Source organism: Streptomyces sp. 8N616 (assembly GCF_052246385.1).
Lineage (GTDB): Bacteria > Actinomycetota > Actinomycetes > Streptomycetales > Streptomycetaceae > Streptomyces.
Genome location: NZ_JBQQBY010000012.1, coordinates 96,697 through 116,170 on the forward strand (window position 1 = coordinate 96,697; position 19,474 = coordinate 116,170).

Here is a 19,474-nt window from a genome sequence, read left to right on the forward strand (position 1 = left end):
GATGCGCGATCGCCTCAGGCCGCGGTCCAGGCGGCGTCGATCCCGTCCACCCAGTCCAGCAGGGCGGCGGTGCCGAGCCCGGACCCCGGGTCGATCCGTACCTGGGCGGCGCCCTTCGTTCCGGCGACGACATACAGGTAGTCGTGCTCGCTGGCGGAGCCGGCGCGCCCGGGCAGCGGCACCCGCCACAGCTCGCCGTGGCGCGTGGACTTGCCTCGGTGCTTGGGCACCATCCGTCCGGCCTGCCGCGGTCCGGGAACGACGATCGTGCCCCGGTCGGCCACGACGACGGCCACCTGCTCCAGTGCGGTGTCGCCCTGCGTGAAGCGTTCCGGGCGCACCCGCATGCCGCGGGGGTGGTCCTCGATCTCCAGCGTGCCGAACAGGCCGATCAGCGTCTGACGGCTCGGCGCGGGGCCGGTGAAGACCGTCATCAGCTCGTGGTACCGCTCCTTCAGGGTGACCAGCGTGGTGTTGCCGTCCGCGCTGGCGGCGACGACGGTCTCGCGCCCCTTGACGACGAACCGGTCCGTCGGGGCCGCTTTGATCACGTGTTTGCGGACGAAGTCGTGATAGCCGCGGGAACCGATCTGGAACGCGCGGCTGTAAGCGCCGCCGACGAACCGTACGTTGGTCGCCACGGTTCGTACGGGCGCTTCGCCGGCGAGGCGCAATGCCAGTCTGTCCCCACTCGGAGCCATGATGCGCAAAGTCGAGCCCGGCACCCGGACCACCTCCAGAACATAAGCAGCGGATGAATCATTCATCGGGCGGAAGTGCGGAATGCTTCCGCTCAATCAGCCTGCCTGCCCTGCGCCTTCGGTGCCTCTCGGCGGGCACCGAAGGATTATTCCGCTGCTGGTCGTTGCGGCGGAGTTCCCGAGGTTGCCCGGGCTCGCCATGAGATAGATCACAGCTTGTAGGGCGCGAACGGCTCAACGGAGCATTCGCTCGGCGCATCCCTTCTGAATAAGAGCCACGATAAATTCCGTCAGGGTGGGGCCCATTGAATCGCCAAGGTGGGGAATCCGTGCACCTCGTGGGGCGCGAGGACGAATTGTGCTCGATCGACGAGCTGCGCGCTGAAGTCTGGGGCGGATACGGCACAGGGGTGCTGATTCAGGGCGCGGCGGGCATGGGCAGGACGGCGCTGCTTCGCGCGGCGTGCGAGCGGGCCCAGCGCGCGGGGGCGCTTGTCTTCGCAGCCGCGGCGGACCGGCTGGAGGCCGACTGCCGGTTCGGCGTCGTCCGGCAGTTGTTCGAGGGCGTCGACGGATCCTGGCCCGTGTCCGGCCGGGATGGCCTGGATGGCCTGGATGGCCTGGATGAGCTCTTCGCCAGGGCCATGGATCTGGCGGCGGGCCGGCCGGTGGTCATCGCGGTGGACGATCTACGGTGGATCGACGACGCCTCGGCACGGTGGCTCGCGTATCTGCTGCGCAGGATCCGTCGCCGGCGTGTTCTCGTCATCGCGACCACGAGCCTGCCGACGGACGTCATCGACGCCGACCTCGTAAGCCGTTTCGACCACGGGATCGCCCTCGATGGGCTGCGCACCGAGGCCGTCGTCGACCTCGCGGGAGACATTCTGGGCACGCCGGTCGAGAAGGAGTTCGGCGCCTCGTGTCACCGGGCCACCGGTGGCAACCCGTTGCTGCTGCGGGCGGTGCTCCGCGCGGTGCGGGAAGCGGAACGACCGGTGAGCTCCGCGGTCCTGAGCGAGGTGCTGGCAAGCCCTCCGCCGGACGTGCTGACCTGGCTGCGACGAACCCTGGCGACCTGCGGTTCCGGTGCCGCAGAACTGGTCGAGGTGATCGCGGCGTTCGGCGAACCGGTCGAACTGGACCTCGCCGTGGCCACCGCCGAACTCGCCATCGCGCGGGTGGCACCGCTGGTCGACGCGCTGGTGGCGGCGCCACTGCTGTACTGGTGCCGCGACCGGGTATCCCTGCGGCCGCCTCTGGTCCAGGCGGCCGTGCTGGCCGGCCTCGCGCCCGGCACCGGCCAGGTGCTGCGCGCCAGGGCGGCGCGGCTGCTGCATTCCCGTGGGGCGCCCGCGGCCGACATCGCGGCACAGCTGCTGCGCTCCGGTCCGCTCGGTGAGCCGTGGGCGGCCGATGTGCTGTGTGCGGTGGCCGCGAAGGCCATGGCAGAGGGTGACTTCGACCGCGCGCTGGACCATCTGCGGTCGGCGCTGCGCGAGCCGATGAGCTCGCAAAGACGGTCGGAGCTGATGGTGCACATGGGCTCGGCGCAGCCACCGGCCGATGTCGGCTCGGCCGTCGGCTACCTGCGCCGGGCCCTGGACGTCACCTCTGACGTCTCGGTCCAGGCCGGTGCCGCGCGGCGGCTGGCCGGACTGCTGTGCCTGAGCGAGCGTTACGGGGAGGGCATGCGGGTGCTGCGGAACGTGGCCGGGCCTGCGCGAGACCGCTCCCCTGAGGTGGCGGCAAGCCTGGAGGTCGAGGAGGCTCTGCTGGGCCTGTTCCATCTGCCCTCGCCGGATTCGGCGTTGGCCCGGCTCGCCGGCCGCGTCGACCTCACCGAGGAGCCGGAGAACGACGCGCTGGGCATCTTGTGGTCGGTCTGCGCGATGATGTCGGGCCTGCGGCGGCAGCAGGCGGTGAAGCTGGCATCGAGGGCACTGGATCACGGCCTCCCGCAAGTGAACGAGGCATCCCTCCACCACCCGATGAGCGTGCTGACGCTCGCGGTGGCCGGTGAACTCGAACTCGCCTTCCACCACGCCGGCCAGGCGGTCGACCAAGCGCGCCGCACCCGTTCCGCGCTGGGTGGTGCCCGGGCACTCGCCGTGCGCAGCGAGGTGAACTACCGGCTGGGACGGCTGGAGGACTGCCGGAACGACGCGCGGGCCTGCCGGGACACGCTCGTCCAGTTCGGCTCACGCCGGGCGGACGGCATGGCCGTGGCCGCGACCGCGCGGCTGGCGGACGCCCTGGTGGACAGCGGCGACCCGGACGCGGCCGGGCAGGTGATCGCGGACGTGCTGGGGGGACGGACCGTGCCGGCGAACCTGCTGGGTGCGTGGCTGCTCACCAGCCGGGGCCGACTGCGCCTGGCCACGGGAGAGATCCGGGAGGGCGTGGACGACCTGCTGCAGGCGGGCCGGCGGCTGGACTCCTGGCAGGTGACCAATCCCGCCGTCATTCCGTGGCGGTCGCTGGCCGGGCTCGGGTATGCGGCGATGGGCAAGAACTCGGCGGCCCGTGAACTCATCGAGGAGGAACTGGCCCTGGCGCGCCGGTGGGGAAGCGCGCAGGCCATCGGCATGGCCTTGCGGGCGGCAGGCAGGGCGACGAAGGGAAGCGCGGGCGTCGCTCTGTTGCGTGAGGCAGTCGCCGCGCTGAGCCGCTCCGATGCGTCGCTGGAACATGCGCGCGCCCTCGCCGACCTCGGCACCGCGCTGCGTACGACCAACCAGCTCGCGGATGCCCGCCACCACCTGCGTCAGGCCGCGACCTGCGCGCAGCAGTGCGGCGCGATCGCGCTGGTCCGCCTCGCTCGCGCCGAACTCATCGCGGCCGGTGCCCGGCCCCGCAGCCAGGCTCACTGCGGGCCCGAGTCCCTCACCCCGACCGAGCGCCGGGTGGCTCACCTGGCGGCACGGGGGCTGAGCAACCGGGAGATCTCCGAGCGCCTCTTCGTCGTACGACGCACCGTGGAGCTGCACTTGAGCAGCATCTACCGCAAGCTCGGCGTCCGCGGACGAGCGGATCTGCCTGCGAGGATGCCGATGCCAAGCGATCGGAAATAGCCCGCCCGTGGGCCGCGTTACGCGCGCCGCGTCCCGGCGCGCGTGCGGGCCAAACTCATCCGCGAGTTCGGCCCCGACGTGCTGCCCCGGGCCCAGTCCGCGGGCCTCGAGCGGACCGCCGCAGCGGGCGGCGGGAAGAGCCGGGCGGGCTCCGACGCGGTGGTGGCCGTCCCGGTGGGCAGGAAGCCGGACCGGGGTGGTCCCGGGCGGCGCGGCTGGGAACTCGCGCACTGGGCGGTGGCCCAGGCCTCCGAGCCGCGTACGCCGCGCACGCCTGCGGCCCCGTCGCATCGCATCGAGCCGGCCATGCGGCACGAGGAGCGAGCCGGCCATGCGGCACGAGGAGACGGCGCATCCCGGGACACCGATGGCCGAGGCCCTTCGGCCACTCCCCCGAGAGACCGCAGCCAAGGAATCCGGCCACGGCCCGTAGGGCGTGTTCCCCGCGTCCGCCCACTCCGCCCACGCCGCACGCGCCGCACGCGCCGCACGCGCCGCCTGGGGCCGCAGCCATGAGCCGCGGCCCGTCACATCGCATCGAGTAGACGATGCGGCACGGAAACAGTGCATTCCGGGACACCGCAAACCGAGGTCCTTCGGCGCTCTCCGGGGCGGCCCGTCGCCGCCCTGCGAGGTGACCATCTGACGATTCGCTCGTTTTGCTGAACGTGACTTCACGGGAAGCGACAGCCGCCACCCACTCGTCCGCCGTGGTCGAGCCCGTGGGGCTCGAGCAGGCCGAGGCCGCGCTCGTCGAGCACTATCCGCGGCTCGTCCGGATCGCGTATCTCGTGCTGCCGCCGGGGCTCGGCCGGAACCGCCGGGTGCTCACCGCGCACGCGCTCGCCCAGCGCGCCCTGCCGCGCAGCCGTACGGGTGGCACGCCGGGCGAGGCCGTCGGAGCTGTCGGAGCCGTGGGAGCGGGCGAGCCCGGGTACGCCTTCGTACGACTGCGGGTGCTGCGGGCAGCGCTGGAAGCCGGGCGGCCGCGGCGCGGCTGGGGACTTCTGGGGTTGCGGGGACCACGGGGACTGCGCCTCCGCGCGCAACTGCCTCCGCTGCTGCCGCAGGTGTGGGGCCTGCGGCTGTTCCCCCGCTCCGGCGGGGCCGACGAACTCGCCCTGGACCAGGCGCTGTCGGCGCTCCCCGCCCCGGCCCGGGCGGCGTACGTGCTGCGCGGTCTCGACCGGCTCACCGACCGGGAGACGCGGCAGCTGCTGGAGGCGGCGGGGGTCAAGGACGCGCGGGCGGCTCTGATCGCGGCGGCCCGGGTGACTGCGCCGCAGGGCAGCAGGGCCGATCTGCTACTGGAATCACCGGAGTTCGATCCGTGCTCGCTCCAGGCCCGCCCCACCGACCTGCTGCGCCGCCGCCAGCACCTGCGGGCCGCCGTCGCCACGACCGCAGCCGTCCTCGTGTGCGGCACGCTGCTCGGGCTGCCCGGCGACGGCTGGGGCCCGGATGGCGCTGCCGCACCGTCGTACGCCCGTAACCCGGCCTCCGAGCGGGCCCTCGACCCGGCCGCACTGGCGAAGGCCGCGCCCGCCGCCTGGCGGACCTCCGACCGTACGGAATTCTCGGCCTGGCCCCCGCGCGGCAACCGCACGGGCGACAAGGCCCTGCAGCGCCGCGCGCTCGCCGTCTGGGCGCGCCCCGGCCGGTCGGTGCGGGTGTCGGCGACTCCCGGGACCGCCTCGGGGCCGCCGCCGGGACCCGCGCAGCTGCTGTACGCGGGCGTGGTCGACGAGGCGGCGGTCGTGCTGCTGTACGACGGGCTGCGCGTGGTGCGGTACGCGGAGCCCAGGGACGGCGAGGGCGGCGGCGCCGTACTGGACTTCGCGCGGACGGACGCCGCCGGCGCCGCATCGGCCACCGCCCTCGTCGTGGGCCGCACCGACGACAATGTCCGCTACCTGACCGCCCCCTGGGTGTCCGGGGTGCAGCTGCGCGACCTGCTGCGGCCGGGTGACGCGGGGCGGAGTCTGCACCGGGACGCGGACGGGGTGACGGACCCACTGCCGAGCCCGGCGGCGGCGACCGACTGCCGGGCCTGGCCCGCGCTGGAGTTGCGCGCACGGGCGGGTGTGGAGCGCGGCGCGGCCCGGGATGCTTCGAAGGGCGGCACCGGTACCGCATACCTGCTGACCGACCTCGGGGAGCTGACCCCGGCGCGCCTGACGTACGGCAGTCCGGACCGGGCGCCGCGCGATGTGGCGGGGCGCGAGGCGTACGTGGCCTGGTCGCGTACGGCCTGCCACCTTGCGGCGGTGCGCGCCATGGGCGTACGGGCCGTGAACTCCTGGCAGTTCGCGCGACAGCGGCTGCCGGGGGGCGGCGGCACGGCGGCCTGGGTGTGCACGCGCGCGGTGACCTGGCGGGGCGGCGGCAGCAGGGTCATGGCCCAGTTCCAGCCGCCGCCCGCAGGGCAGTCGGGCCTCCCGGGCACGGTCGTGGCGCGGGCCGACGACACCGCGGCCTGCGGACCGCGCGCGCCTCATGTGCTGGCGGGGGTGCTGTGGAAGTCGCGCGCCGGGCAGTGGTACGTACTGGCAGCGGGCAGCGAGCGGGTCGCCGCCATCTCGGCCTCGGGCGGTGTGCGGGGCAGCGCGCGGGGCAACCTGCTGGCCCTGCCGGCAAAGGCGGGTGCCCACTCCGAGTTGGACGCCCGCCTCGACGACGGAGCACGGCTCAGAGCGCTCCGCTGATCAATCGCCGCGCCGATTGAGACTAGTTGCACACAACACCATCTACCCTGCCGGTCACGGTGGGCAGGCGGTTAGGGTAAGCGCATGACGACTGGGGTTGTGCGCCGGCGCAGAATGGGCGTGGAGGAACGGCGCGAGCAGCTGATAGCCGTGGCACAGGAACTCTTCAGCCAACGGCCCCCCGGAGACGTGTCCATCGACGACATAGCGACGGCCGCCGGGATATCCCGGCCCCTCGTCTACCACTACTTCCCGGGCAAACACAGCCTCTACGACGAGGTGGTGCGGCGCGCCGCCGACGAACTGACGGCCCGCTTCGCCGAACCGCAGGAAGGCCCGCCCGGAGGGCGCCTGCTCCGGGTCATCCGGCGCTTCTTCGACTTCGTCGACGAGCACGGGCCGGGCTTCGAGGCGCTGTTGCGCGGCGGCTCGTCCATCGGCTCCGAGCGGGCGACCGCGATGATCGACGAGGTCCGCCAGTCCGCGTACGACCACATGCTCGCCCACCTCGGCGTCACCGACCCCGGGCCACGGGTGGCCCTGGCGGTCCGCTCCTGGATCGGGCTCTGCGAGGCGGCGGCCCTGACGTGGCTTGACGGGCAGGGCATTCCGCGCGGGGAGCTGGAGTTGCAGCTGGTGCACGACTTCACGGCGCTGGTGGTGGTGAGCGCGGCGTACGACGAGGAGTGCGCGGACCTGGCGCGCCGGATGGTCGCGCAGGAGCCGGACGGCGCATTCGGCGACATGGTGACGAGCCTCCTCTCCCTGGTCCCCGCGAAGCCGCAGCGCTCCCCGGCCTCCGCGGGAAGCATGGCCTCGTCCGCTTAGACGAGGGGCTCCTCCTCAACGAGATGCTCGATGGGGCCTATGCCCGCTTCAGGCCGTCCACCGCTGCCAGCCGAACAGCGAAAGGTCCTTTCGTGCGCAAGCTTGTGTACTACATCGCCTCCACCCTCGACGGTTTCATCGCGGGGCCGGACGGTGCCGACCCCACTGGCCCGGACGGCTTCTGGCCCATCCCCGAGGACTACCTTCAGTACATCGCAACCGAGTACCCGGAAACCCTGCCCGCCCCGGCCCGGGCCGCCCTGTCCGTCACGGCCGACGGCACGCACTTCGACACCGTCCTCGAAGGACGCCGGACCTACGAGATCGGCCTCCGGGCCGGAATCACCAACGCCTACCCGCACCTGCGGCACCTGGTGTTCTCCCGGACGCTGAGCGAGAGCCCGGACCCGGCCGTGGAGTTGGTCGCCGACGATCCGGCAGCGAAGGTACGGGAGCTGAAGGCAGAGCACGGCAAGGACATCTGGCTGATCGGTGGTGCTGAGCTGGCGGGGGCGCTGTACTCCGAGATCGACAGGCTGGTCATCAAGCTGAGCCCGCTGACGATCGGCACCGGGATACCGCTCTTCTCCCACGAGGCCGCATTCGACCCGCGTCGCTGGGAACTCATGGATCACACCGTCCTGAAGAGCGGGGCCGTTTTCCTCACGTACTCCCGCAGCACCTCCGCCGCGTAACGCCTGCGCGGTGCCGAACACCGAGCGTCCGGCGCCCGAGCTTGACCTCAACCGAGGTCGAGGAAGCAGGCTCGCCGCATGACCGCACAAGCGCTGCACGATCAGCTTCAGGACCTCGCCGACCGCGCCGAGATCACCGACCTCGCCGACCGTTATCTCCTCTCCCTCGACGCGAGGGAATTCGACGAGCCGTGGGCCCGGTCCATGTTCACCGACGACATCCGCGCCGAGACTCCCGTCGGGGGCCACGAGGGGATCGACGGGATGGTGAAAGGAGTCCGTGAGGCGCTCGAGCGGTTCGAGCGCACACAGCACGTCGGCTCGAATCACGTCATCCGCCTCGACGGCGACCGCGCGACGGTGGGACTGAACGCGATCATGACGCACGTACACCTCGACTCGACGCAGGCGCTGCGCGGCCGGGAGCCCGGAGAACTCTTCGTCGTCGGCGGCCGCATCGACGGCGAAGCCGTCCGGACGGCCGACGGCTGGCGCTTCCGGCGGATGGCGATACGGGTGACGTGGACGACGGGAGAGCCGCCGATATTGCCTCCAGGGCTCACTGCTGCGAGCCCGTGATCCCCGACGGGCGCTTCGCGCGCCTGTGCGAGCCCTCGATGGCCGCATGGGTAAGCTGCCCTGACTGCACACCGATCAACTCCGCGGCACTGCACGACAGTTGAACCACCGAAACGGGGAGGATCATGTTTTTCGCCCGCCGTGCCGAATGGAACGCCCGGCCACCCGGGAACGGGCACGACCCGGTCGAAAGCAACGAAGGCGTCAAGATCCACCACGGCGAATTGCTCGCGCAGCAGCGCGCCGATCAGCTTCCCGATCGGCTTGGTGCTGCGGGCACTCGCATGGCGGGAAGCTGGCGGGGCTCGCCAGGATGCATACGGGATCGCCCACACGAACCGCTTTCAGCGGTCCGTACGTCCGCCCGCCATCCCTGCTGACACGCAAAGTCATCAGCGACAGGGGGTCGTTCTTGTCCGTCGGTGTCTGCTGCTCGCTGGTCGCCATAGCAGTGAGGCTCCCGCGGGTAGCCAGGACGTAGGAACCTCCCCCAAAGCCCACTTTGGGACGTCCCACACCGGGTACAACGTCCCTGGCAACGTCCGCCGTCCCGGGGAGAGAGTGAATGCCGAACGAAAGGCTGCGAGCCGCAATCGTGGCCGGAGGGTGGACGCACGCCAGCCTGGCAGCGAAGGCCGAGGTCGACCCCAAGTCGGTTGAGCGATGGGTCAATCTGGGTCGCACCCCCCGTCGGCAGACCGCCACGCGTGCCGCTGAGGCGTTAGGGGAAGACGTGTTCGCACTATGGCCAGCCCTGAGGCAGGAACGCGCCGCACGCGCAGTCAGCCCCGAATTGGTGGCGCTCTACGAGCAACGCGCAGACATTCCGATGTCTGTGTTCGTGGACATGCTCGCGCAGGCACGGGACCGAATCGATGTGCTCGTATACGCGGGCGACAGCGACACCGGTGGAGGAAGGGTGACCCTTGGCACGGACCGAGTATTACGACGACCCCAGAGCTCCCAAGCCCAACAGCTTGGTCGTGGCGGCTTCCGCCGTCGTGACGGACGACCAGGGGCGCATCCTTCTCCAGCGTCGCCGCGATAACGACCTCTGGGCACTGCCAGGCGGCGGAATGGACATGGCCGACTCATTGCCAGGAACGGCGGTGCGGGAAGTCAAGGAAGAGACCGGCCTTGACGTGGAGATTACGGGGCTTGTCGGCACGTATACCGACCCACGTCATGTCATCGCGTACAGCGACGGGGAAGTACGGCGACAGTTCAATGTCTGTTTTACGGCACGGATCGTCGGCGGAGCGCTCGCCATCTCGGACGAGTCCACCGAACTTCGCTTCGTCTCGACTGAAGAACTCGACTCGCTGCCCATGCACCACACGCAGAAACTTCGGTTGCGACACTTCATGGAGAAGCGTTCGTCTCCGTACCTGGGATAGCGCGTCGTGAACACGAAAAGCCCCCCGAAGGCGGGGGGCTTCTCGCTGATTACGGCCGGACGCCCGGACGGCTCCAGGCCATAACCTGGTAGTCAGGACTGGCTCTGGGCGGGCGTTTCGCCCATGTCCTTCAGCATCGCGAAGAGGTCGACGGTCTCGCCGTCCGGCGGGGTCTGGACCTCCACCGGGGCGCCGTAGTCGTAGTACTCAGCCGTCACCTTGAGCCGGCCCTCCGGGGTCTTCATCCCCAGGTCCATCTTCACGGGGTAGTCGTCCTCGTTGACCCAGACCTCGGTGTCGTAGCCCTTGATCTTCGACTCGCGCATCTTCTTGAGGAGCTCTTCGCGTTCCTTCGCGCCGATGCCGGACTTGTTGGCCTTCAGCATGTCCTCGAAGGTCAGCGTGCCCTTGTAGTGCTCGGTCGGCTGCCCGTCGATCTGCTGGACGCCCACGCGCCGGATGTTCGGCGACTCCAGGAGGACCGCCAGCTGCTGGGCCGGGTCCTGGTTCATGCTGTCGAGCCCGCCGGTCATCTGCTTGGCGGCCTTCTCGTCGCCGGAGGCCTTCGCCGCAGCGGCGAGGTCGAGCTTCATCCAGCGCTTGCCGTCCATGTCCTTGGCGGCCGCGGCGCCCATGTCCATGTACATCACGTTGTCGCGCCAGACCATGCGGACCTTCTCCGGCGCGCCGGGCTCGGCCTTGAACATGGGGCCGCTCATGGTCATGTCCATCACCGTGGGGTCCCAGCCCATGACCCCCGTCATCACCGTCTCGCCACCGCCCCCGGCGGTGACCGGCAGCGACATCGTCATCCGGACCTTGGCGGACTTCGCCGCCTCGGTCTTCTTGAAAGCGGCCGTGATGGCCTGAACCGGCGTCTGCGCGCCGCCCTGCTGTCCGGCCGTCTTGTCCTTCGACTTCTTCGACGACGAGTCGGCGCCGTCCTGACAGCCTGCGACGCCCGCCAGCACGGCCACGGCCGTCACCGAGACGCCCACGCGCCCCCATGCGGACATGCTCATACCCCACCCCCTGTTGTCCGTGCACCGGTCATCTGTTCGTCTGTGCACTGGGCTGCACGGTAGCGCAGCCCAGTGACAGCGACGAACAACCCCTTCACCGTTGAGGTTTCAGCGGCCCTCGAAGACCGCGACCGTGCGCGCCGGGACCGTGAAGGTGCCCGAATCGCGGTCGTAGGACGCGGACTTCACCACCGCGTCCGAGCCACGGGCCTGGGCGGTGTGGAGGGCGTACGGCCTGCCCGCGAGCGAAGCGATCCGCTGGTCCTGCCGCTCCGGTGTGGCGTTGAAGACGACGACCAGCCCCCCGAGCCGCATCGTGAGGACGCCCGGCGTCTCCTCCGTGCCCGAGAGCGGGAAGGAGAGCGCCTCCTGGACCGCCTCCGCCGAGGACAGGCTGAAGGACTTCTCCGTGCTGCGGATCCTCAGCAGGTCCCGGTACGCGGCCGAGGCGGCGGTGAGCTGGGCGCAGCCCGGCCGGAGGGCGGGGTCGGCCAGCAGCGGCTTGGCGTAAGGCCACTTGGGCTTGTTGTCGGCCGCCGGCGGGAGCCCGCCGCCGAAGCCGTTGCCCGCATGGTCCGGAGGACCCGCCTTGCCCGCCGTCCCGCACGGCCAGTGGATGGCGTTGAACCAGTCACCGCTGTCATACGAGTTGCGGTCCAGAGACTTGGAGCGGAGGAGGTCCGTGCCCGCCTGGGAGAGGGCCGGGCCCTGGGAGAGCGCGGCCGTGGCCATCGCCAGCACCTGCATACGGGCCCGCTCCCCCGCCCCGGTCCCCTGCGGGAGCTTGAAGGCGAGGGCGTCGTAGAGCGTCTCGTTGTCGTGGGCGTCCGCGTAGGCCAGGGCGTCGCCGGGGGCCGCGGCGTATCCGGCCGGGGCGCCGTTGTAGTCGACCTCCGAGCCCTTGACCTCCTTTCCGCTGCTGTCCCTGAAGGTGTACGAGGCGAGGTTGCCCGTGAGTCCCACCTTGATCAGGTCCTGGTAGTGGAGGAGTCTCGCCTTCTGTTCCTCCCGCGTGCCGTTGGCCTTCGAGCCGTTGGGGTCGGTGTAGAGGCCGGAGGCGAAGCCCTGGATCCCCGGGTCCTCGTCGAACGGCCCGCCGCCCCGCACCGCGTCCCGCGCCCGGTCGGAGAAGGTCGCGATGCCGGTCCCCGCCATGTTCTTCTGCGTGGCCTGGACGAACCGGGCGTCGTCGGCGATCTCGCCGAAGTTCCAGCCCTCCCCGTAGAGGATGATCCTCTTTCCGTCGACGCCGTCCTTCTCCACCGTGAGGGCGTCGAGCGCCTTGCGGACAGCGAGGATGCCGGCCTTGGGATGGTGGCCCATGAGGTCGAAGCGGAAGCCGTCGACCTTGTACTCCTTCGCCCACGTGACCACCGAGTCCACGACGAGCTTGCCCATCATGGCGTGCTCGGGCGCGGTGTTGGCACAGCACGTGGAGGTGGCGACCGAGCCGTCCGCCAGCAGCCGCTGGTAGTAGCCGGGCACGATCCTGTCCAGCACGGACTTCTGGTCCTGACCGCTCGCCACGGTGTGGTTGTAGACCACGTCCATGACCGTGCGCAGGCCCGTTCCGTTCAGGCCCTGCACCATTCGCCGGAACTCGACCGTGCGGCGCGTGCCCTCGGGATCACTGGCGTACGAGCCCTCCGGCACGGTGTAGTGCAGCGGGTCGTAGCCCCAGTTGTACGCGTCCTTCCCCGCCGTCTCCGCCACGCACTCCTGCTGCTTCTCGGAGTCGGGCGCGTACGACGGCAGGTCGCAGCCGGGCTCCGCCTGGTCGGACTTGCGCTCCGGGATGGTGCCGATGTCGAAGGCCGGGAGGAGGTGGACGTACGAGGTCCCCGCGCGGGCCAGTTTCCGCAGGTGCCGCATGCCGTCCGAGTCCCGGGCGGTGAAGGCGAGGTACTCACCGCGGTGCCCGGCCGTCCGGTCGGCGATCGAGAAGTCGCGGATGTGCAGCTCCTGGATCTGCGCGTCGCGCAGCGGCGCGCCCTCCGGCTTCTTCAGGTCCGACCACCCCTTGGGGGCGAGCTCCGGGTCGGACAGATCGGCGACCAGGCTGCGCCGGGAGTCGGCGGTCAGGGCCGTGGAGTACGGGTCGGTGACCCGGTTCGTCACCATCTTCCTCGCGGACGGGGCCCAGACGGTCACCGCGTACCGGTACGGCTTCCCGGCCCAGCTCCGCTCGCCCTCGACGCTCCAGGCGCCACTCGCGCCGTCCCGCCGCATCGGGACCGTCCTGCCGTCCAGCTCCAGTGACACCTTCCGCGCCGTCGGCGCCCAGAGGGACAGCGTGGGACGGCCCTTCCGGAACACCGGTCCGAGCTTCGCCCGCGCGGCCTCACCCGCGTACAGGTCGTCGAGCACGCCGGGCGTCTGCACGCCCGTCGCCGCCAGCAGCGCCCCTTCGGCGGAACGCTGCGTGGCGATGAGCTGGCCCTTCAGGGCCGTACGGATCCGGTCCCGGTCGCGCGGGTCCACGACGAAGGCCGGATAGTCCTTCAGGTGCGGGTACTTCGCCTTCTGCGCGTCCGTGAGCGCCGACGGCTTCAGGCGCAGCCAGTGCCCCTCGTCGCTCAGCGCGCCGTCCTCGACCGTGATGCCGCCGTCGGGCGCGTAGACGAGCTGCTGGCTGGTGGCGTCCGTGGCCTTGACCTTCCAGACCACGGTGTCGCGGCCGATCCACTGCGCCTCGGCCTTGGCCAGGTCGAGGTCGGGGGCGCCGCCCGTGGTCGGCAGCAGGTACTTCGGCTGTCCGGCGAGCGGTGCGGTGCCGGGCGGAGCCGCCGCCGTCAGCAGGGCGAACACCGCCGCAGCGGCGGTCGCGAGGGCCGTTCTGCGTCGCAGGGAGGGGCCGGTCACAGGCGTGTCTCCTTCGCAAGGAATTCGGGGAAGTGGCTGTCGGCCGGATGCGGCCGGGCAGTGCCTGCGGCCCCGGCGCCTCGCGCCGGTCTTCCCGCCCAACCGCCCTTCAAGGGCGAGTGGGGCGGGAAGGGCCGCGCCGCAGGCGATGGTCACGGTCGTTGGGACCACCGACTTCTTCGTGCGCAAGACGATGTTCGTGAAGTACGCGCAGGGCTTCGCGGTGCTGCCCGGCCCCTTACAGGGGCGGGTGGGCGGGCGCGGTCAAGGACCGTGCCGGAACGTGCTTCACCCGCAGGTGCGGGCACCTACGTGCAGCGCCAGCGCCGTGTTCGCGCCCAGCGTGGCCGTGAACTGGCCTGAGCCGTTCACCGTGACGGTCCTGCTGCCGCTCTGCACATCGCAGTAGTCGCCCGCCGGGAGCGACGTCCGGTACGTACGGGTGAGCGCCCCGCCCTCGTGGTTGATGCCGACGAAGCCCTTGCTGCCGCGCCCGAAGGCGATCGCGTCGTTGCCGTTGTCCCACCAGTCGGTGACGCCGGTGCCGCGTACCGCGTTCCGGAAGCCGACCATCCCCTCGATCTCGGGCCACTTGTGCTGGCACTTCCAGCCGTCCTGCCAGCAGGCGTTCACCGCACCGCCGTTCGGCGGTCCGGCGTCGCGGTCGCTGAACTCGTAGCCGGAGTGGACGTCGGGCGCCCCGTACGGCCAGGCCAGCATGAAGACGTGTCCCAGCGTGTAGTCGGCGCCGTCCTTGTAGCTGAGGGTGTCGCCGCCGCGCTCGGTGTCGTGGTTGTCGACGAAGACGGCGGATTTCCCGCTCTCCATGTAGCCCCAGCCCTCGCCGTAGTTGTTCAGATAGGAGAGCTGCTCGCTGGTGAAAACCCGCTTGAGGTCGCGGGCGTACCGGAACTCCTGGACGTCGCCCGTGCCCTGGTACTCAGTGGGCGACACGGCCTCGCCCGCGCCGTAGATCGCCTCCTGCTTCCAGTACACGCCCGGGTCGGTGAGCTTGCCCTTGATGGCGGCGACATCGGCCGCCGGCATGTGCTTGGCGGCGTCGATGCGGAAGCCGTCGACGCCGAGCGACAGCAGGTCGTTCAGGTACGCGGCGATCCGCGAGCGCACGTACTCCTCGCCGGTGTCGAGGTCCGCGAGCTCGACGAGTTCGCAGTGCTGGACGTTGTACCGGTCCTGGTAGTTGCTGACCTGCGACCGGCAGTCGTCCATGTCGAAGCCCGAGTAGGTGCCGGGGTAGTCGTACTTGGTGTACGAGGAGCCGCCCGTGCCCGTACCGGACCCGGCCGTCATGTGGTTGATCACGGCGTCCGCGACGACCTTCACGCCCGCCCCATGGCAGGCGTCGACCATGTTCCGGAAGGCGGTGCGGTCACCGAGCCGTCCGGCGATCCTGTAACTGACGGGCTGGTACGAGGTCCACCACTGGCCGCCCTGGATGTGCTCCTGGGGCGGCGAGACCTGGACGTAGCCGTAGCCCCCCGGACCGAGCGTTTCCCGACATTCCCGTGCAATCGAGTCGAATCGCCACTCGAACAGAACCGCGGTGACATCCTTGTCCCCTGGCGGGGCGGCTGCCACCTGAGGCGCCGGTACGGCGAGGGCTACCGCCGCACCGGCCGCGAGGGCGACGGCGGCGGCCAGCAGTCTGATGGCCATGGATCCTCCTGCGTGGGGGGAGGGTGCGGGTGGCAGTGTGCTTCCTCGCTCACCTCCGGGCGCTCCGACCCGGTGTCGACGCTCCTCGGCGCTGCGCTCGCGCGGCGCCAGCCGCATATCGGCTGGGTCCCGCGCTCGGCCTCGTTTTCGCAGCGTCTGATAGCGCCTCCGGCGCGGGCGGCCGCGCCCTTCGGTTCGCTCGGTGCAGCCTCATGGCAACGCGCCGTGCCCGTAAGGCCATTGATGACGGTTCTTGCAGCAAGCCGTCAGCAGCTTGCCGCCGCCGAGACCGTACGAGCCTCAACCACCGCGGTCAAGCCCTGGGACACAGAGAGGTCACAGCCCGGAAATCTCGCTGTTTTCTTTCTGCAAGGTCTTTCGCAAGACTTGCAGCCCTGTTACGTTCCTGCCCAGCCCGGCCCCCTAGGGACTGGGGGCACATCCCGGCGTCAGCCGGGGGAGCGAACACATGGCACACATGTCGCACGCCGGGCCACACCCAATGAGGAGATCAATATGCGTCGAGGCATATCGGTCGCCGCCGTGGCCGGCGTGCTGGCTCTGGCAGCGACGGCCTGTGGTGGTGACAGCGGAGGCAGCGGTGGCGACGGGTCCAAGGCCGCCAAGGACCCGGGCAGCGTCTCCGGCACCGTGACCTGGTGGGACACCTCCAACGAGGCCGAGGGCCCGGCGTACGACAAACTGGTGAAGGACTTCTCGGCGAAGTACCCGAAGATCAAGGTCAAGCGTGTTCCGGTGTCCTTCGACGCCGCCGAGCAGAAGTTCAAGACCGCCGCCCAGTCCGGCAAGGGCGCGCCCGATGTGATGCGTACGGACGTGGGCTGGACCGCCGGCTTCGCGAACCTCGGCTATCTGCAGCCGCTCGACGGCACGGCGGCCCTGGAGGGCGCGGACGACTTCCTCCCCGGTCCGATGTCCACCGCCAAGTACAAGGGCCAGACGGTCGGCGTCCCGCAGGTCACCGACACCCTCGGTCTCCTCTACAACAAGGAGATCTTCAAGAAGGCCGGGATCGAGAAGCCCCCGGCCACCTGGGACGAGTTCATCGAGACCGCCAAGACGATCAAGAAGAAGACGGGCATCGCGGGCACCCAGCTCAACCCCGAGGGCTACTTCTCCCTGCCGTTCATCTACGGCGAGGGCGGCGACATGCTCGACGTCAAGGGCAAGAAGATCACGGTGAACTCCCCCGAGGCCGTCAAGGGCGTGAAGACCGCCCTGGAGATGGTCAAGTCCGGCGTCTCGCTGAAGCCCGCCACCACCGACGGCTACGTCAACATGCAGACGGCCTTCAAGGACGGCAAGGTCGCCATGGTGGTCAACGGCCCCTGGTCGACCGCCGAGGACTACACCGGCAAGGCGTTCAAGGACAAGGACAACCTCGGCATCGCGCCCATCCCGGCCGGTTCCACGGGCAAGGGCGCGGCCCCGATCGGCGGCCACAACTACACGGTCTACCGCGGCACGAAGAACCTCGACGCCGCTCTCCTCTTCGTGAAGTTCATGACCTCAGCCAAGAGCCAGGAGTACACCGCCACCGAGCTCGGCACCCTGCCGACGCGCACCTCCGCCTACACCCAGGAGGTCACGGCCGACCCGGTCAAGAAGGCCTTCCAGGACGCGCTCGCCACATCCAAGGCGCGCCCGGCCATCCCCGGCGTCGGTGACCTGTTCGTCGCCTTCGACCAGCACTACGTGAAGATCCTGCGCGGGCAGGCCACCCCGAAGGCCGGGCTCGACGCCCTCGCCGAGGAGTGGAAGTCCAAGCTGATCAAGGACTACGAGATCGCCGGCCGGTAACCGACTCTCCCCCGGCCGGTGCCGGGGGAGACCCCGGCTCGGCCGGCCGGGGGTCCTTTCCGCCGCCCGCGGGAAGGCCCCACGCGCCCGGCCGGCCGAGCCGGTCCCGACCCCGTCCGACCCGACTCTCGCCCGTCCCCGTCGCAGAACCGCAGAAAGCCGTGGAGCCATGACCACAGCCGACACCTTGCCCGGTGGCACCGAGCAGACGGAAGCGCCCGCGGGCTCCGGCCCGAAGCGGCCGCAGCGCCCGGGGCTGCTCACCCGGGCCCGGCGCTCGTACAAGACCCACTGGTACGCCTGGGCGATGGTGCTGCCCGTCGTCGTGGTGCTGGCCGTGCTCGTCGGCTACCCGCTCGGCCGCGGCATCTTCCTGTCCTTCACCGACGCCAACGAGGCCAACATCGGCCGGGTGATCGGCAACTTCGAGGTCCCGGCGACGTACACGTTCGTCGGGCTCGACAACTACTGGAAGATCCTCTCCGGGCAGGAGGGTTCGTTCTACCCGCGGCTGACGTGGACCGTGATCTGGACCGCGAGCTGCGTGTTCCTGCACTACACGATCGGCCTGGCTCTTGCGATGCTGCTCAACCGGCCGGTCAGGGGGCGGTCGCTGTACCGGGTGCTGCTGATCCTGCCCTGGGCCGTCCCGGCGTTCGTCGCCGCCTTCGCCTGGAAGCTGATGTACAACACCGACAACGGCGTGCTCAACGCGCTGCTCGCCAAGGTAGGCATCGGCGCGGTCGACTGGCTCGGCGACCCGGTGATCCAGAAGATCTCGGTCATCGCCGTCAACACCTGGCTGGGCGTGCCGTTCATGATGGTCGCGATCCTCGGCGGGCTGCAGGCGATCCCGAGGGAGCTGCACGAGGCGGCCGAGATGGACGGCGCCTCGCCCTGGCAGCGGTTCCGGAACGTGACGCTGCCGGGCCTGCGTCCGGTCAGCAGCACCATCATCCTGCTGGGCACCATCTGGACCTTCAACATGTTCCCGATCATCTATCTGGTGATCGGGCAGGCGGGCGGCACCGAGAGCGAGATTCTCGTGACGTACGCCTACCGGCTGGCCTTCCAGGGCGTACGGGACTACGCGGCCTCCGCCTCGTACGGCATCGTGATCCTCTCCCTGCTGCTGGTCTTCTCCGTCTTCTACCGCAAGATGCTCAGCCGTCAGGAGGCGGTCCGATGAGTGCACCCGCCGTACGCGTCCGCGGGCGCGGCGAGCGCTCCAAGGGGGCCTCGGTCGCCCTGCACACGACGCTCGTGCTGGCCTCGCTGATCGCGCTGTTCCCCGTCGTCTTCATCGTGCTGGTCTCGCTGCGCGGCGAGAACGGCTGGACCCACCCCACCGAGCTGACGGGGTTCACGCTCGCCAACTACGGCCATGTGCTGGGCGACACCGCGTTCCTGAGCTGGTTCGCCAACTCGGTCGTGGTGGCTGGGGGGACCATGCTGGTCGGCGTCCTCATTGCGGCCAGCGCGGGCTACGCCCTCTCCCGGATGCGCTTCCCCGGCCACGGCTCGCTGATGTGGTCCTTCCTGCTCTTCCAGATGTTCCCGGTCGCGGTGCTGATCGTGCCGCTCTACAACACCCTCGGAAAGCTGGGCCTGCTGGACAGCTACGGCGGCCTGATCCTCACCTACTGCTCGGTGGCCGTGCCGTTCTGCGCCTGGATGCTGAAGGGCTACTTCGACACCATCCCGGCCGAGATCGACGAGTCGGGGCGGGTCGACGGCCTCACCCCGTTCGGCACCTTCTGGCGGCTGATCGTGCCGCTGGCCCGGCCGGGCCTGGCCGTGACCGCCTTCTACACCTTCCTGACCGCGTGGAGCGAGGTCGCCTTCGCCACCCAGTTCATGAGCAGCGAGGAGAACTACACGCTCGCGGTCGGCCTGCAGACCTTCGTCGGACCGCACCGGGCGGAGTGGGGTCTGATGACCGCCTCGTCCGTGCTGATCATGGTCCCGGCCGGGCTGCTGTTCTTCGTCGCCCAGAGGCATCTGGTCGCCGGACTCACCGCGGGCGGCACCAAGGGCTGAATCACGTCACCGGTCCGCGCCTTGGGCGTTGACCCTTTTCGTCCAGAACTTCGCACCTGAAGCCGCACCTGAC

At 70.3% G+C, this 19,474-nt stretch carries 12 protein-coding genes and 2 pseudogenes; 10 read left to right on the top strand and 4 right to left on the bottom strand.

All coding sequences use genetic code 11. The annotated features are described in order from the left end of the window. Window positions 1–14 precede the first annotated feature (14 nt). Complete coding sequence (locus tag ACTWQC_RS13340; protein ID WP_443315854.1) at window positions 15–641, bottom strand: hypothetical protein; 627 nt, start codon at window positions 639–641, stop codon at window positions 15–17. Between the two features lie 389 nt (window positions 642–1,030). On the opposite strand from ACTWQC_RS13340, the gene ACTWQC_RS13345 reads away from it, so the two are divergent. From ACTWQC_RS13345 to ACTWQC_RS13375, 7 genes and pseudogenes are all read left to right on the top strand, one after another. After that, window positions 1,031–3,775 (top strand): AAA family ATPase, encoded by a 2,745-nt coding sequence (locus ACTWQC_RS13345; RefSeq protein ID WP_443315855.1) that lies wholly within the window; start codon window positions 1,031–1,033, stop codon window positions 3,773–3,775. Between the two features lie 668 nt (window positions 3,776–4,443). Further along, window positions 4,444–6,480 carry a hypothetical protein gene (locus ACTWQC_RS13350; protein ID WP_443315856.1) on the top strand — a complete coding sequence of 679 codons (2,037 nt, stop codon included), beginning with the start codon at window positions 4,444–4,446 and terminating at the stop codon, window positions 6,478–6,480. Between the two features lie 84 nt (window positions 6,481–6,564). Continuing rightward, a complete protein-coding gene (locus ACTWQC_RS13355) occupies window positions 6,565–7,308 on the top strand; it encodes a TetR/AcrR family transcriptional regulator (RefSeq protein ID WP_443315857.1) in 744 nt (247 codons plus the stop codon). A 92-nt stretch (window positions 7,309–7,400) separates the two neighbouring features. Next, entirely contained in the window at window positions 7,401–8,003 is a 603-nt protein-coding gene (locus ACTWQC_RS13360) for a dihydrofolate reductase family protein (RefSeq protein WP_443315858.1), read from the top strand. 78 nt (window positions 8,004–8,081) lie between these two features. Continuing rightward, the gene (locus ACTWQC_RS13365; RefSeq protein ID WP_443315859.1) at window positions 8,082–8,582 is read left to right on the top strand and encodes a nuclear transport factor 2 family protein; all 501 of its coding nucleotides are present in this window, start codon (window positions 8,082–8,084) and stop codon (window positions 8,580–8,582) included. A gap of 565 nt (window positions 8,583–9,147) precedes the next feature. Further along, window positions 9,148–9,474, top strand: a pseudogene (locus ACTWQC_RS13370) (helix-turn-helix domain-containing protein); the annotation flags it as partial. Window positions 9,475–9,508: 34 nt separating this feature from the next. After that, window positions 9,509–9,979 (top strand): NUDIX domain-containing protein, encoded by a 471-nt coding sequence (locus ACTWQC_RS13375; RefSeq protein WP_443315860.1) that lies wholly within the window; start codon window positions 9,509–9,511, stop codon window positions 9,977–9,979. A 92-nt stretch (window positions 9,980–10,071) separates the two neighbouring features. On the opposite strand, the gene ACTWQC_RS13380 is transcribed toward ACTWQC_RS13375, so the two are convergent. The 3 genes and pseudogenes from ACTWQC_RS13380 to ACTWQC_RS13390 all read right to left on the bottom strand — a co-directional run. Beyond that, window positions 10,072–11,001: a hypothetical protein gene (locus tag ACTWQC_RS13380; protein WP_443315861.1), complete on the bottom strand. Its 930-nt coding sequence runs from the start codon at window positions 10,999–11,001 to the stop codon at window positions 10,072–10,074. 108 nt (window positions 11,002–11,109) lie between these two features. Then, complete coding sequence (gene pulA / locus ACTWQC_RS13385) at window positions 11,110–13,863, bottom strand: pullulanase-type alpha-1,6-glucosidase (protein ID WP_443315862.1); 2,754 nt, start codon at window positions 13,861–13,863, stop codon at window positions 11,110–11,112. 291 nt (window positions 13,864–14,154) lie between these two features. Continuing rightward, window positions 14,155–15,540, bottom strand: a pseudogene (locus tag ACTWQC_RS13390) (alpha-amylase); the annotation flags it as partial. A gap of 516 nt (window positions 15,541–16,056) precedes the next feature. On the opposite strand from ACTWQC_RS13390, the gene ACTWQC_RS13395 reads away from it, so the two are divergent. From ACTWQC_RS13395 to ACTWQC_RS13405, 3 genes are all read left to right on the top strand, one after another. Next, the gene (locus ACTWQC_RS13395) at window positions 16,057–17,361 is read left to right on the top strand and encodes an extracellular solute-binding protein (RefSeq protein WP_443315863.1); all 1,305 of its coding nucleotides are present in this window, start codon (window positions 16,057–16,059) and stop codon (window positions 17,359–17,361) included. A gap of 169 nt (window positions 17,362–17,530) precedes the next feature. Next, the gene (locus tag ACTWQC_RS13400; RefSeq protein ID WP_443315864.1) at window positions 17,531–18,550 is read left to right on the top strand and encodes a carbohydrate ABC transporter permease; all 1,020 of its coding nucleotides are present in this window, start codon (window positions 17,531–17,533) and stop codon (window positions 18,548–18,550) included. Further along, entirely contained in the window at window positions 18,547–19,401 is an 855-nt protein-coding gene (locus ACTWQC_RS13405; protein ID WP_443315865.1) for a sugar ABC transporter permease, read from the top strand. Before ACTWQC_RS13400 ends, ACTWQC_RS13405 begins: the two co-directional genes overlap by 4 nt. Window positions 19,402–19,474: the final 73 nt, after the last annotated feature.